This is a genomic window from Blastopirellula sediminis, from assembly GCF_020966755.1.
GTDB lineage: Bacteria > Planctomycetota > Planctomycetia > Pirellulales > Pirellulaceae > Blastopirellula > Blastopirellula sediminis.
In genome coordinates this window covers 940,505-955,596 of record NZ_JAJKFT010000010.1, presented here as the reverse complement: position 1 = coordinate 955,596, position 15,092 = coordinate 940,505, and the positions used below count along the sequence as shown (strand labels likewise).

Here is a 15,092-nt window from a genome sequence, read left to right as displayed (position 1 = left end):
AAAAATGGAATGGAGTCCCTTAGATCATCGTAGGCGCTCCGCTCTCCGCCGCAATGAGAGGTAACCCCCTTGCGGGTCAGAATTTTCCTTTCCCCCGCGACTGCCGGGGTTCGCTCGCATGGCGGGGGAAAGGACGTAAAATCAGAGGAGCTTCCCTTCTCTTCCCTTTTTTCCGCTATCGGCTTCCCTGCTATGAATCGCAATTTCTTCTGCTGTGCGCTGCTGATCGCGGCGTTTCCCGCTTTCGTTTGGGCCGAAGATTCGGCCTCTCCGCAGGCGCTCGCGCAGCCTGACTGGGTGACGTTTAACCCGAGCCCGCACCAAAGCGAGCGCAAAGGAGAAGCGATTTCGGCGATCATCATGCACTACACGGCCGGAGGCGCGCAGGCGAGCACCGTCGGTTGGTTCCGCAATCCGGACGCCCAGGTTTCGTCTCACTACGTGGTTGGCCGCGATGGGACGGTCGTGCAAATGGTCCCGCTCGACAAGTCGGCCTGGCATGCGGGACGAAGCGTCTTGGCGGGCAAGAGCGGCGTCAACGCGTTCAGCGTCGGGATCGAAATCTGCAACTGGGGCCCGCTACGAAAGGTCGACGGCAAGTTCGTCACCTACGACGGCCGGAAGTACCAAGGTCCCGAACCGATCCAATCAGCGGATGGTCGCTACTGGGAACCGTACACCGACGCCCAGTACGCGACGCTGGTGAAGCTTTCGAACTATCTCATCGACCAATACGCGATCACCCACATCACCGGCCACAGCGACATCGCGACGCCCAAAGGACGTAAGCACGATCCAGGCGAAGGTTTTGATTGGGAGAAGATCCGCGCGGGGCTCAAAGAGAAGAACGTAAAGCACATCGGACCGGTTACCGAAGCGGAACCGACGAGTGCGTCGTAACGCACGTCATTCGTAGCCCGCAGCGCGAGCGAGGGAAATGCGGTCTCAATGAAATGACGAATGTCGAAGCTCGAATGACGAACAACCTCTCGTTTTCGTCATTCTGGTTTCTTCATTCGTCATTTGGCAAACGCATTTCCCTCGCTTGCGCTTCGGGCTACTATTTTTACGTTTCGCAGAGCCGGATCATGTTCTGGAACCAGATCTCTTTATCGCGCTGCAGCGTCGGCAGCGGGTGGCGATATTTATCTTCGGTTCCTTCCGCCAACAGCCCGGTGAAGTTTTGCTTGGCCGGGATCGCGTTCAAACAACGTTCGATCAGCGGGCTCAGTTTTTCGCTGAGTCCCCACGCAAAGACCAGCGGCGTGTCGCGGCTTTGGGGGAGCTTCTTCGTCAGCTCTTTCTTACGCGCCGGCGAGAAGATGGAGTGGGCGACGTAGTCGTGATCCGCTTCCAGTCGCTCGAACGTTTTGATAAAGACCGGGCTCTTCGGGCTGCGCAGATCGGAAAGATTCAGCACGCGGACGTGGCGCCAGCCGCAGTGACGCATCACCCGCATCACCTGGTACTGGGTGGTGTCAGGCTTGGTCGGGACGAGCGAGATCGCCAGGTCGCCGATCTGGTCGGCGTCGATATGGTTGTTCACTTCGACCAGCGGCTGCGACGAGCCGGGGTTCATCATGATGAAGACGGCGTCGGGCTGCCGATCGCAGATGATGTTGACGTCCCCCGGGGTGCATTCCTTGTCGATGATCTCCAGCACGCTGCGGCACGAAGCGACTTCGTCCGGCGAAACGGCGACGGTATAGAAGTGGCCGAAGATATCGTACGTCTTTTTCAGTTCGGCGGCCGGGAGAAACGGGGGCATCAGGGCTCTTCCTTGATTAGCGATAAAAGTCGACCCACGACAGCTTCAGTTCGGCGGGGTTGTTCTCGAACAACTTGTCGGGAAGCGTCACTTCAAAATAGCCCCCGTCCTGCAAGGGAATCTTCGGAACGCTGTTGACGATCCGCAACGGCGTCGTGCGGTGCGCCAAGCCAAGCTGGACCGTGCCGCCATCTGGAACGGAAACCAAGACGCGCGGCACTCCGCTGCTGGAGACGTTCCACGCGTAGTTCTCAACCCGGAACGATTCGAGCCCCTTCAAGTGCAACCGGACGATCAGCGGTTCCGGCCACTTGTCGCCGGTTCGTTTGACGATCGCGTTGTCGATTCCGATTGGGCATTCGACGTCGATCACCGTCCGCTTCTCTTCGCTCAAGAGGCGGATCTGCGTGTTGTCGCGACTTGCTTTCGCAGTCAGCGGCGGTTTCGCATCGGCGTCGGCCGAGACGATCGCGGCGACGACCAGTAGCGCAGAGATCATGACGAGGCTCCTTCCAAAATAGGTCCCGCCATTTTAACGCTTAGAAGAAGAGCCTCCTACCGGAGCTGCCCGCGACGTTTAATATTCGCCAAAGCCAATCTTTTCGGCTCCGTCCGCCGTGCCGAGTGCGCCCCAGATGCCGAACGGACTGGCGACCTTGTGGCCGGACATTTCTTGTTGAGTTAGCGTTCGCTGCGAAAGATCGCCGCAGTCGATCGAGTCGACGATGAATTTGACGGAGCCGTCCCCCATGCCGACGTTGACGCCCCCTTTGTGCTGGCTGCCGGCCGAATAGAGCCCGTCGACCGCTTCGTCGCCGTCGATGGCGCAGCTGGGACTGTTGGGCGGGAGAATTGTATTGAACAAACTGTCTCCGGCGGATCCATCCGCCCAACGGCCGCCGCGCCCCAGTTTGCTGAGCTTCGTGTTGCCTGGGTAATAGGCTTTGTTCCAAGAGTCGCGTAGCTTCAAGCAGAGCGTAGGATTGTCGAGCAACTTGTCCGATTGCTCGATCGCATATTGGCCGTTGATTCGTTTGCCGTCGAGCGAGCCGATTTCGGCGAAAAAGATCGTGTTGCTCGCGCCATCTTTGATTTTCGACATGCGTTGACTCAAACCGCAGGCGAACGCGCCGCGGGCGACAGTCGGCTGATGAATGTCGCGGGCCATGTCGCCGATGCAAAGCGCGTAGTTCGTTTGCCCGAATTTGCTCGTTCCGTCGGCGGCGCTCGGGCATTTCAGAAGCTCGATTTGCGTCGTCCAGGCAGGATAGGCGGCGATCCAAGGCGCCGGACCCCGGGGCGGATAGAGCGTGCCGTCCACATCGAGCGGCTCGGTGATTTGATCGTACAACGCCGTTTGTTCGATCTGCGGCAGCATCGCAACGATGCCGCTCAGTCGGCCGGCGTTGCTTTGCAGCGGATCGCCGTTGACGTCGGTTCCTCCCATCGCCATCGGCAGAGCGCCGTGGGTCGATTCGTAGTTGGCGGTCGCCAGCAGGATGTTTTTGAGGTTGTTGGTGCAATGGGCACGGTCAAATTGCGCACGTGAATGTCCCATGGAAGGAAGCGTTAAGCCTATCAGAAATAGGACGATGAAAACGACGACCAATAGGTCAATAATGCGAAAGCGCGACGTCCGATTCGTCTCTGCACCGCGCTGCGAATCGTGCATGGGAGAACCTCTTTGCTGCTAGCGAAACGAAAATATCCCTGTTCGCCCTTTCAGACTAATGGCAGCGTGAGAAACCGGCCAGAAAAATGCGTCGCCTTAATCGTCGCCGCTCTCGTCCCCAGCGTCGATCGTTCCGAGCGCGCCCCAAATTCCAAACGGACTGGCGACGTTTGGCTGCGACATTTGCTCGACGGTTAGCGTCGGCTTGGTGAGATCGCCGGTATCAATGTCACTTGTGATAAACCGGACCGACCCATCGGCCAGCGCGACATTCGCGCCGCCGGGGTGAAAACTGCCGGCTGAGTAGAGACCGTCACCCGCTTCTTTGGCGCCGACCGTGCAGCTGGGACTGTTGGGCGGCAGGATCGTATTGAACTGGCTATCGCCGGCTGAGCCGTCAGCCCAGCGCCCGCCGCGGCCATATTCGCTCAATTCGAATTTGTCGTCGTAGAACCAGCCCTTGCCAGGCGAACGGAATTGCGTGTGGAGGCTTGGTTTGTCGAGAATGTTGCCCGAGACTTTGATCGCATATTGCCCGACGACGGCGCGGCCGGAACGAGTACCGATTTCTCCCAATAGGATCGTATTGCTGGTTCCGTCGGTAACGTCTCTAAAATTACAGGTCAGCCCGCCGCCGAAAACTCCCCGCAACTTTTTCGGTTCGTGAATATCGCGGGCCAGATCACCGATGCAGAAGGCGTAGTTGGTTTGACCAAGTTCGCTTGGTTCGCGCGTGGCGGCGGGGCATTCAAACCAGGACCAATTGAGCTGCCAGGGAGGATAGTCGGAAATCCAAGGAGCAGGTCCTCCGCCGGGATACGTGGCGACGTCGGTCGTAAGCGGATTCTCAATTTGATGGGGGACCGGCGACGACTCGATATAGGGAATAAGATCGACCCATGGGCTTCGTCTCCCCAGATTGCTCTGCATAGGATCGAGGGACCCGTTTGTGCCGCCGAGCACCTTGGGAAAGCGTCCATAAGTGTCGTGAAAATTGTGTTGCTCCAATACAAGAATCTTCATATTGTTTTCGCAGCTCATCCGCCGCGCTGCTTCACGCGCCTGATTAATTGCCGGCAGCACAAAGGCGAGCAACAAGCAGATGATGCCAATGACGACGAACAAGTGAACGAGCGTGAAGCCGAAGGTGGAACGGCGATAAGCATTCATGCAGCTGGCTCAACGATTGCGTTTGCAGCAAGTCTTAAGGATGGAGAAACAAGCATGCGGCGATCTAATAGTCGCCGACTTCTTCACCCCCGTCGATGGTTCCGAGCGCGCCCCAAACTCCGTATGGACTGCCGACTAATGGGTTAGACATTTGTGCGGCGGTGAGGGTTGGCTTGGTCAGATCGCCGCAGTCGATTTGTTCGGAGATGAAGCGGACCGAGCCGTCCAACCGCGTGACGTTCACGCCGCCCGGATGATAGCCGGTCGCTGAATAAAGACCGTCAGCGGCTTCCCTTCCGCCAACGGCACAGCTCGGGCTGTTCGGGGGAAGAATGGTGTTGAACTGACTGTCTCCGGCCGAGCCGTCGGCCCAGCGTCCACCGCGACCGAACTCGCTCAGCGGGAAGTCGTCGGAATAACGTTCGTCGTCCCGCTTTGAGCGAAATTGCCGGCTTTTGCTCGGATCATCCAGCATCTCGGCCGGCGCCATCGTCGCGTATTGGCCGACGATTCTATTGTCCGACCGGTTGCCGATTTCGCCGAGCAGGATCGTGTTGCTCGTTCCGTCGACCGCATCCTTAAAGGTGGACGTCAGGTTGCCGCCGAACATCCCGCGCAACCTGGTTGGCTGATGAACGTCACGAGCCAAATCGCCGATGCAAAACGCGTAGTTGGTTTGGCCAAGTTCGCTCGCTTCGCGAACGGCGCTGGGGCATGTCAGTTCGTCTAACTCTATTTTCCAGGGTGGATAGTCGGCGATCCAGGGGGCCGGCCCCAAAGCGGGGTAAAGCTTGTCGTCGGCGTCCAGCGGCGCGGTGATTTGTTCGTATAACGCGTTCTGTTCAAGCATGGGAAGAATGCAGACCATTCCGCTCAATCGCCCAACGTTACTTTGCTCTGGATCATTTCCCAGATTCGTACCGCCCATCGCCGGCGGAAAGCAGCCGAACGTGTCGGCATAGTTGTGCATCGCCAGGCCGAGTCGCTTCATGTTGTTGGTGCAGGCCATCCGCCGCGACGCTTCGCAAGACCGGCGCACCGCCGGCAACAACAGCGCAATCAAGAGGCAGATGATCCCGATCACAACCAACAACTCGAGGAGCGTAAAGCCGCGCGGGCGTTTCTTTGCAGGTAGAACGTTCATGATGTCGACTCGGGGGTGAGAGAAGAGGAGTTTTGGGGCGCCGTCCAGAGCCGCCAAAGTTCGTACCCGGCCAGCAGCGATAGCCAGCTGAGCCACGCGTTGATCTGGTACGCCTGATCGGTGTCTTGATCGAGCGTATAGAGTAGACCGTTGACGACGCGAAATAGCAGCGGTGAGATCAACAGCAGCAGACAACGATTGGCCCAGTGGCGATGCGCCGGAATCTGACGGCGCACCGCATAGTAAAGGGCCGCGGCTGCGGAACCGCCGGTGGCGATCGCCAGCGCTGCAAAACCCCAACCGGCGATTGCGCCGGTCAGGGCCTGCGTCGACATGACCAGACCGCTTGGCAGCAGTCCGCCAAAGAGGACGACCATCTGCGCGCGTCCCGCCCAACGATGGGCCGCGTGCTGTCGCCAACGCGGACCACTGAAGAGCAGAAAGGCGCCCAGCAGCAGCGCTGCTGGGCCTGCGAACAAGTGGACGTAAAACGCAACCGCGTACCAGCCGACAAACGTATCTTGGCGGCCGGCGAGAAAGTTCGACGTGAAGTCTGGGGGAAAGTAACGGCGATATTCCCAGACGATCGAAAGGAGAACTTTCGCCAGGAGAAGCGCAATCGCTAGCGCCGCAAGCTTATGCAGTTGGCGCCTCCGATTCGAAGTCGCCGTTTCAGTACTCACCGATTACTTCCCCTCCATTCGCCGTGCCAAGCGCGCCCCAAACGCCATAAGGACTCTCGAAACCGATCTGCGACAATTCTTCTTGCGTCGGCGTTGGCAGGGTCAGATCGCCGCAGTCAATGTCCTCGGGGATGAAGCGGACCGATCCGTCCGCCAGCGCGACTTGCGCCCCTTTGATATGAAAGCCGCTGAGCGAATAGAGGCCGTCCCCTGCTTCCTTTGCAGCGACGACGCAGCTGGGGCTGTTGGGCGGGAGGATCGTATTGAATTGGCTATCGCCGGCCGAGCCGTCGGCCCAACGACCGCCGCGGCCGAAGTCGCTCAAGGTGAATTTGTCGGCGTAGTAGGGAGAGTTGTCCCGCAGGCGGAACTGCGCGCTTCGGCTCGGATTCTCCAAGAGTCTGCCGGAGGACATCGTCACGTATTGGCCGACGATCAATGTTTTCTCGCGGTTGCCGATTTCCCCCAGCATGATCGTATTGCTGGTTCCGTCGGTGATGTTTTGGAAGCGGATCGTTCGATCGGCGCCAAATACGCCACGCCGTGTGTCCTGCGGCAGATCGACGCGCGACGTATGGAGATTGCGGGTCCGGTCGCCAATGCAGAAGGCGTAGTTCGTCTGACCCAGCTCGTTTTTCTCCTTGCGTTCGGCGCTACGGCAATGGAGCAAATCGAGTTCGAGTTTCCACGGAGGATAATCGGCGATCCAGGGCGCCGGGCCCATCGCAGGAAACTCCTTCCCGGAATCGCTGTACGGCTGCCGGATCTGATCGTGCAGATTTCTCTGCTCGAGAAACGGCAGCAGGTCGACCATTCCGCTCAAGCGACCGACGTTGCTCGCCATTGGGTCATCCGGCAGTTTGGTCCCGCCGATCGCCGCCGGAAAAGAGCGGAACGTATCGTGATAGTTGTGAATCGCCAGGGCGAGTTGTTTCAGATTGTTGCTGCAGTTCATCCGCCGCGAGGCCTCGATCGAATGACCTCCGGCAGGCAGCAGCAACATCAGCAACAGGATCAAAATAGCGATGACGACTAAGAGTTCAAGCAACGTAAGGCCGCGAACCGCTGTTGGCGGTTCTCTTCGTGGAGTCGCGTTCATGGATGGGGTCCCGAATGAAAATGAATGGAATGTAAGGAGCATCCATTCCAGCGGGGACGCAAGTGGTGCACGAAGATCACCAAGCACGCGCGACTCGCCGAGCGAGTAAATGAATAAAATGATGCCTTCGTCTCCACGAGGGAGACGAATGGTTGCGGTCGTTGCGTCTTGCCGAATTCGATTGCCAGGAGTAGTTCCGCCCTCCTCTGGAGCTGGGCTCTACTCGGCAGCGTAGCCGACTTCTCCGTTAGGTTCCACACTTTGGCGCGCTAGCAGGCGCATTTTCGGCCAAGCGAAACTCCGGGCCGCTAATAGACTTACTGGCCGTTACGGCGTGGGCCCCTTCGGCCATTCCTGCGGCTGAAAATAGTCGGTCCAGTTCTTCTGAAACATCGCGGAAGGAATTCGAATATTTTCGGCCCACTTCAGCGAATCCATTTGCAGGCCAAGGTCGACCCCTTTGAGCCGCTCTGACCCACGAGTCCCTTTTCCCCAAACCGGATTTCCCGCTGCGTCAAATAGCGTCAGGCTGACGACAACTTCTTCGAGCGGCATCTGGACGTCCCGTTGGGATGAGGGAACCATCGTCGTCTCGCGCGTGGTCGAGAACTTGAACTTTACGGCCGCTGTGGGATCGATCGTGAAACCGGCGGCCACCATTTTGTTGAGGACGGCGGCGCGCGTTTCTTCCGGCTGCGGCAAGAAGCTTTGAAATTCGAGCGCCACTTTCGAACCGGGTTCGACGACGGCGTATGCGGGAAGCGCAAGTTGCGGAAATGAGAAGTTCTCGATTCCGAGACTGCGAGCGTAGTGCTTCGAGCCGGTACTGTGTCCGGTGCGCTCCACCACGTAGATTCGATCTTCCGGTCCGCTGCAAAAGACCGATGGCGTTTTCCAGAGGGACGAAACCTGCTTTTGACGCCAATCGATGAGGATGCCCCCTGGATCGTTCCCCAAGCTGCTGCTCATCTGAAAGACTCCTTGGTCTCCCAGCGGTACGAGCGTGCCGCCGTGCGTTTTGACCGGAATGAACAAACGATCTTGGATTTCGCCGGAGGGGACGTCCCACCGCACCAACAGCTGCGACGGATCGTCGTTAAGCTTGCCGACGATCGTCTGGCCGTCGGCCGAGTAGGCGGCGCTGATCACGCGCTGATCGACGCCGGCCAATTGCCCGATCGTCTGACCGGTCAACGAGTCATGAATCGTGCCGGTATGGAGATTCAGAAACTGACGACGATTGGGGCTGAAGCTGGGCGGGGCGCTGGCCGAGATTGAATAGATCGGCTCGCACGCGGGAAGGCGCCACATGGTCATTTGCCGATGTCCTTCCAGCACCAGCACGTGCGTCTTGTCGACGAAGCCGGCCCAAGTTGGCAGCTCGTCACGTCCGTTGGTGAGAGGAACGGCCCGCCAACCGACGGCATGTCGGCCGAGCTGCGGCGCCCAGACGTCGAGACGGCTGAAGCCAGCCAGAGACATTTTGTCGCCGGTTAGTAAGAGCGTGCCGTCGGGACTGATGTCGAGCAGTTCGGAATGTTCGGGGACGTCGATCTGGGCCAGTTTTTTATTGCTCGCCATATCGTAGGTCGCCAACGCATAAAGCTTTTCGGGGGCGAGCGGACCTTCGGTGATCGCGTGACGTTCGTTGGTGAACACCGTTTCGATTTGCGCGGCCAAAACGCCGGCTCCCGAGACGGCGAGATGCCGTGGAGGATAGTCGGTCCCAAATTCGTTTTCGCTCAAGACGATTGGGCCGGTCGGCAAGCGGTTGGTAAATGCGTCGATCGGCGTGGGAGCGTCGATCTTTTTCGGCGCCGGCGGCGGCATGTTATAACGCTCGGTCCTAGTCAGCGGCGGCGCCGCGACGGCCGTCGATTTGCGGACCGCTTCGTAGGCGGCGATCGCCTCCTTCGGCATCGGCCCGACGCTGAGCGTCGTGATGAAATCTCCTTTGGGCGTCCGTTCGTCTTTGGAATAGAGAAACAAGCCGCTGGTCAATGCCTGTACGGTATCGGCTTCTTCCTGCGCGAGCACCCAATAGGGACAACCGGTCGTCGCTTCAATCAAGATCGTACCGTCCAACAGCAGCGACTTGCCGTCGGGAAGCCAGACGAACTTCGCCGCTTTGTCGCTGTGCGTGATTGTGAGTAGCGACTTTTTCTGGGTCGTGGGACGATAGACGAGCAATTCGCCGGACTCCATGCTCCAGATGGCGAAGTTATCGAACTGACCATGGGCGTACGACGCAGCCAGGTAGCGGCCATCGGGAGAGAAGGCGATGCCGTCGAAGCGATAGCCATATCGATCCAGCGGAAACGGCACTGGCGTCTCCTGGTCGACGCCGCGCTGCGTCAGATCGAAAATCCGCAACCGATCGACATCGAGCGCCGCGAGGTAACGACCGCCGGGACTGACGGCGATGGCGACGTCTCGATCTCCCCGATCGGCCCGCGACGACAACGCCAAGGTCCGAATCGGTTCGCCTCCTTCCGGCTTCCAGACGCCGACAAGCCGTTGATTCTTGCCGTTGTAATGAACGATCAAATGCTGATCGCTGCTGAACTCGACCGCATCGACGTCAAAGTACCGGACGCCCAGGTCGATCGTCTTCGAGGCGCCTGACTGCACGTCGAAGATCAATACTTTGCCGTCCGGGTCTTCGTAGGCGACGTAGGCGCCAGTCCGATCGAACGTGGCGTGTTGCGATTGGTGGGGGAACGGAATTTCGGCGCCAACGAGCGTCCCTTTGGCAAGATCGAGCAGCTTGGCCGCGTCGGCATCGGTATCGACGACCAGCAGAAACGGGGAGACGTACGGCGACGAGAAGTACTCGCAGTGCCGGGGCAAGTCGGGAAACTTTCGGGAGGGGGCGAGCGGCTGTGCGTTGGCCCGCGGGTCGACCATCGCGATCCACTGCGGATCGTCAGGCTCTTTCGGCTTGGGCTTGGACGGCGACGTCGTCGTGGCGGGTGGAGTCGTCGTTCCGGGACGCCGCGGCGGAAGGAACGAGTTGTCGGGCGTCATCTCCGCGACCTTCGGCGGTTCGGGCGTGGGCGCTGCGGGGGGCGGCGTTTCCAACTTCGGCGCTTCCGCTTGCGGTCGCAGCGCTTCGACCGATGCGGCAAGCTGCGGCGGAACATGTTGGCGCAACGAGATCGGCGTGATCGCCGCGGCCGGGGCCCCTTTCTCGCCGAGGTAAACATGCCCCAGCAAGTAACGATCGCTGCCGAGCGGATAGAGGGACGCTTCCTTCTTGAGCCCCAGATGCGGCACGAGCGTCGCGCTATTCACATCCACGGCGCCGTAGCGACTGACGAGCCAAGGCGCTTCGTTGCGGAGCCAAGGCGTTGGATCGAGCGTCCCCTCTTGGCGATCTTCCCCCAGCGCAAGATCTCGGAACGTCGCCTGACTGGTCACTAGATTGCAAGTGATCAGCCGCGTCGTTTGCGAAGAGTAATCGGCCAGCAGATAAAGCTTCGTCCCGTCGAGCGTGAAGCCGCCGGCCAAAATGCGCTCCGGCGCCAGGCGATCTTCGGCTTGCAGGTTTTCGATCTTGCCAAGTTCGGCGCCGCTTTCCAGCTCACGAAACGTCAGCGTTTGTTGCGATCCGACCAGCACGAGCTTTCCGCCGGGGCTGACCAGGTGAGAGTCGCGGAGATAGACGCCGGAGTTTTTCCACTGAAAGTGTTTGGCCCGCTTACCGGTATCGATGTTCCAAATCACATAGTTCCGCTCATTCGAACGAGCGTCGTCGTAAGCGGCCATCACTTGCGTGTTGTTGAGAAACTCGAGCGAAACTTCGGCTTTATCGCTGAGCGCCGTTTTCAACAGCGCTACTTTGCCGGCGTCGAGGTCGAGTACTTGGAGCTCGCAGTTGTAATCCGCGTTTGCCGGGGCGACGACAAGGTAGCGCCCGTCCGGCGAGACGTCATGAATCGCGAGCGGTTTTCCGTCGGCCGCCGCGACTCGCTTCACTTCACCGCCGGTTTCCAAATCGAAAAGGACATAATCGCCGCCGCTCGACGCCGCCGCGAATTTGCTGGGACGTTTCGAAAAGCGGGGCGCCGTCGGCAACTTGCCGAACAGGGCCAGCGACGTTTCGCTCGTGGGCGGGTTCGCTGACGCGGGATCGGGCTTGACCAACCAGGTCGCTGGGATAACCGGCGCGGGAGTTCCCGTCGCGGCGAGTTCGGCGCCGGGGCGGGTGATCGTTTGCAAGACGCGCTTCCCGCCGATATCGGCCCAAGCGACGACGCGATGCTCGTCGAGTACCGCCCGCTCACGCGAGTCATTTTCGAGCTCATCGAACTCCGGCGTCGGCGCCGGAGCATCGCGGCGCCAAGTCAAGCGACCGAGCAACACCCAGCCGCTGCCATCGGGAAGGTAAGCGAGCGGATGTGCGTAGTTGCTGATGGTGACTCCGGACTTCAACTTCTCTTTGTAGGGGAGCCACGACTTATTCTGCGTCAGATCGCCGGTCGTCAAGTCCCACTCGAGCACACGGATTGCGCCGCCGCCGGCTGGGTTCACAAACGTGGCGAGATATTTGCCGTCGGGGGAGAAGACGAGCTCCTTGACGTTGACGAAGTTGTCGACGGCGCCGCCGGGGAGTTCCTTTTTGCCGACGCATTGGCCTGACTCGATGTCATGAACCACCAGCGCCTGGCCGATCAGGGCCGCTAGATATTTTCCGCCGGGCGATACGCCCCACGCGCCCGAGATAAAGACCGCTTTGGGATCCAGGTTGGCGAGCGGAAACGTGCGCGGCTGCGTCAAGCTGCCGATGTCGATCACCATCGCCTGGCCCCCGCCTAGTCCTTTGCGAAGGCCGACGACGCGCTTCGGTCCGGCGAAATGGAGGGTTTGGTTGAGCGGAGACAACTGAATATTTCCACTCGCGGGAGGACAAACGTCGCCATGGACGCGACCCGTTTCGAATGACCAGAAGCGAACATGTTCCGGCCCCGGCTCGAGCACCTTCTCGGCGATCAGTTTGCCATCGGGACTGAAGTTGAGCAGTGCAATGGGCATTCCTTTGCCCTGCAGGCGGATGACCCCTAACGACTGGCCGGTGCGTAGATCTAGCATCTCGGCCTTGTCGGGCGACTCGAGATAAGCGAGCGGCGGCCAGGCGAGCGGAAACTGAACCGAAACGCCTTGCTCGGTGGTGATCGGATAGCTGGCCGTGACGGGCGGAAGTTCTGGTCCCGGATCGGGCCTCACGCTCCAAGCGATCGGCGTCGGCGCGGATGCAGTAGGCGCAGCCGTTGTCCTTGGCGTCGGCGGCGACGCTGGTTTCGAACATCCCGCGGCGACGATTAGCGCCAAGATGACGGTTACGGCCAAAGATCTGCGTGGGAGTTTCATCAAGGTTCCCAACTAGATTGCGAAGAGCGAGAGAAGGAAGCGAGGGGAGCGGCGCTAGCCCGTGAGGGCTAGGCCGGTTTCGTCATAATACCAGTTGTCGGATGGAGTAAAAAGCTTTCGTTTGACGGGACTGTTGATGGAAGCGACGAAATCGAGGGACTATGCTGATGAGGTGATAAATCCCGCCTCTTCCTCTTTTCTGCGAGCCAGCCCGCCAATGAAACCTCGCCTCTATTCATGCCTGTTGATCGCGGTCGCTACTCTCTTGAACTTGCTCGCTACGCTGGGCCATGCGCAGCAGATGCCGCGGGCGGATGTGATTGACGTCCCTGCAATCGGCGAAGGACTGTGCGTTAGCAATGTTTTTCAAGCCAACATGGTGCTGCAGCGCGACAAGCCGATTCATGTTTGGGGTTGGGCGAATCCTGGCGAGCAAGTCACTGTCGCGTTCGCCGGCGGCGAAGCTGCGGCCGAAGCGGGGAAAGATCGCCGGTGGAAAGTGACCCTACCGGCCGTCAGCGCAAACGACAAGCCGCAGTCGATGACGATCAGCGGCGGCGGCCAGACGATAGTGCTCGACAACATCCTGGTTGGCGACGTCTGGGTGCTTGGCGGACAGAGCAACATGGAGTTTGAACTGGCGAAGGTCGAAAACGGCAACCTTGAAATCATCTCGGCCAACTTGCCCGAGATCCGCATCCTGACGGTTCCCTATGGCCAAGGTCCAGAACTTCAGCCAGGCTTCGCGCGGCTTCATCAGTGGAGCGATTGGTCGAGCCGGCATTTTCGCAAGGGAGATTGGGACCAGTGTACGCCGGAGATTGCTCGCGAGCTGTCGGCGATCGGCTTCGTCTTTGCGCGCCGCGTGCACATGGCAAGCAATGTACCCATCGGCGTGATCGATGCGTCGCGCGGTGGGACCACGGTCGAAACCTGGACGCCGCTTGCCGATCTGCGGGCGATGGAGAGCGCAACGACCAAGGCGAAAGTTGCGTCGTTTGACGATGCGGTCGCGGCGTGGGACCCGCAGGCCGACTTGGAGAAACGGATCGAGCAGCACGCCGCGTGGATCGAAAGACAGACCAAAGAAGGAAAGTCGATTCCGGCCGACAAGCGTCAGCCGCCGAGCGATCTGCAGCCGGGCCCAATCGCCAACCACAACTTCCCCGGCCACTGCTACGCCGGGATGATCGCGCCGCTGGCCGGACTTTCGGTCAAAGGAGCGATCTTCCACCAGGGGTACAACAACGCGTTCGACGGTTCGGCCGGCGGCGAAATGTATGGCGACATTTTTCCGGTGATGATCCGCGCCTGGCGCAATGCGTTCGGCGATCCGGAAATGCCGTTCGGCATTCTCTCGCTTTGCACCGATGGCTATCCGCAAACGCGCGACGACTATTGCGAGAAGATGTTCGACGCCGGGATTGATATCCGCGCCGCGCAGTACCAGACCTTTCTCGACCTCTATAGCGCCGGCGATAAGAACATCGGCTTCGCGAGCACCTACGACCTGCGCCGCCGCTGGTATCATCCGCAGCTGAAGTTGCCGGCCGGCGAACGCATCGCACGCTGGGCGCTAGCGACGCAGTACGGCTTCGAGCGACAAGTCGAGTGGAAGCCGCCGATGCTGTTAGGAATGGAGAAACAAGACGGAGCGCTCTTCCTCAACCTCGATACCGAGGTCGGCGATCCGGAAGAAGGGGTGATCGAAGGCTTCGCGATCGCCGGCGCAGACCGCAAGTTCCATCCCGCCGACGTCGCCTATGCCGAGAAAGGAAGAGACGATCGCGGCCGAGTCCAATACGATCGCAAGCGGCTCGTCCTGACCAGTTCGATGGTCTCGGAACCAATCCACTTCCGCTACGCCTGGGGACGCAATCCACTGGCCAACCTCCAAGCGATCGGCAACAAAGATATCCCCTTCGGCACCCAGCGCAGCGACGACTGGCCGATGGAAGAAGTTCCGCTCGGCGTCCTCGGCGACGAGGTGACCTTGCCAATCTCCCGCGGCGACCGCAGCAAGATCATCCAGGCATTGCGCGAGCAGGATAAACAGCGCCGCGTGAAAGAAGCGGAGGCGGTCCTCAAGGAGAGTGGCGGACGGTAGGTAATCCCCAGCTCGCAACCTTGACATCCCCCTCTTTAGTGGGTTCAATGGATAGGTGGTCTTATCTGCCAGATTCGGA

Annotated in this window: 10 protein-coding genes; 2 read left to right on the top strand and 8 right to left on the bottom strand. The window is 59.8% G+C overall.

Going from position 1 to position 15,092, the window contains the following annotated elements; genetic code table 11:
• Nucleotides 1–192 precede the first annotated feature (192 nt).
• A complete protein-coding gene (locus LOC68_RS15500; RefSeq protein WP_230220371.1) occupies nt 193–900 on the top strand; it encodes an N-acetylmuramoyl-L-alanine amidase in 708 nt (235 codons plus the stop codon).
• A 166-nt stretch (nt 901–1,066) separates the two neighbouring features.
• Here LOC68_RS15500 and LOC68_RS15495 read toward each other — a convergent pair whose 3' ends face one another.
• The 8 genes from LOC68_RS15495 to LOC68_RS15460 all read right to left on the bottom strand — a co-directional run bounded on the left by LOC68_RS15495 (nt 1,067) and on the right by LOC68_RS15460 (nt 12,762).
• Nucleotides 1,067–1,768, bottom strand: a complete 702-nt coding sequence (locus LOC68_RS15495; RefSeq protein WP_230220369.1) for a DUF1643 domain-containing protein — start codon at nt 1,766–1,768, stop codon at nt 1,067–1,069.
• Nucleotides 1,769–1,784: 16 nt separating this feature from the next.
• A complete protein-coding gene (locus tag LOC68_RS15490; RefSeq protein WP_230220367.1) occupies nt 1,785–2,267 on the bottom strand; it encodes a hypothetical protein in 483 nt (160 codons plus the stop codon).
• 78 nt (nt 2,268–2,345) lie between these two features.
• Entirely contained in the window at nt 2,346–3,326 is a 981-nt protein-coding gene (locus tag LOC68_RS15485; protein WP_230220365.1) for a DUF1559 domain-containing protein, read from the bottom strand.
• A gap of 210 nt (nt 3,327–3,536) precedes the next feature.
• Nucleotides 3,537–4,610: a DUF1559 domain-containing protein gene (locus LOC68_RS15480; RefSeq protein WP_230220363.1), complete on the bottom strand. Its 1,074-nt coding sequence runs from the start codon at nt 4,608–4,610 to the stop codon at nt 3,537–3,539.
• 64 nt (nt 4,611–4,674) lie between these two features.
• A complete protein-coding gene (locus LOC68_RS15475; protein ID WP_230220361.1) occupies nt 4,675–5,754 on the bottom strand; it encodes a DUF1559 domain-containing protein in 1,080 nt (359 codons plus the stop codon).
• Nucleotides 5,751–6,437 (bottom strand): DUF2306 domain-containing protein, encoded by a 687-nt coding sequence (locus tag LOC68_RS15470; protein ID WP_230220359.1) that lies wholly within the window; start codon nt 6,435–6,437, stop codon nt 5,751–5,753. Before LOC68_RS15470 ends, LOC68_RS15475 begins: the two co-directional genes overlap by 4 nt.
• Nucleotides 6,427–7,485 carry a DUF1559 domain-containing protein gene (locus tag LOC68_RS15465; RefSeq protein WP_230220358.1) on the bottom strand — a complete coding sequence of 353 codons (1,059 nt, stop codon included), beginning with the start codon at nt 7,483–7,485 and terminating at the stop codon, nt 6,427–6,429. Before LOC68_RS15465 ends, LOC68_RS15470 begins: the two co-directional genes overlap by 11 nt.
• Before the next feature lie 378 nt (nt 7,486–7,863).
• Complete coding sequence (locus LOC68_RS15460) at nt 7,864–12,762, bottom strand: WD40 repeat domain-containing protein (RefSeq protein WP_230220357.1); 4,899 nt, start codon at nt 12,760–12,762, stop codon at nt 7,864–7,866.
• Between the two features lie 361 nt (nt 12,763–13,123).
• Here LOC68_RS15460 and LOC68_RS15455 point away from each other — a divergent pair, with 361 nt between their 5' ends.
• Entirely contained in the window at nt 13,124–15,013 is a 1,890-nt protein-coding gene (locus tag LOC68_RS15455; RefSeq protein WP_230220356.1) for a hypothetical protein, read from the top strand.
• Nucleotides 15,014–15,092 lie beyond the last annotated feature (79 nt).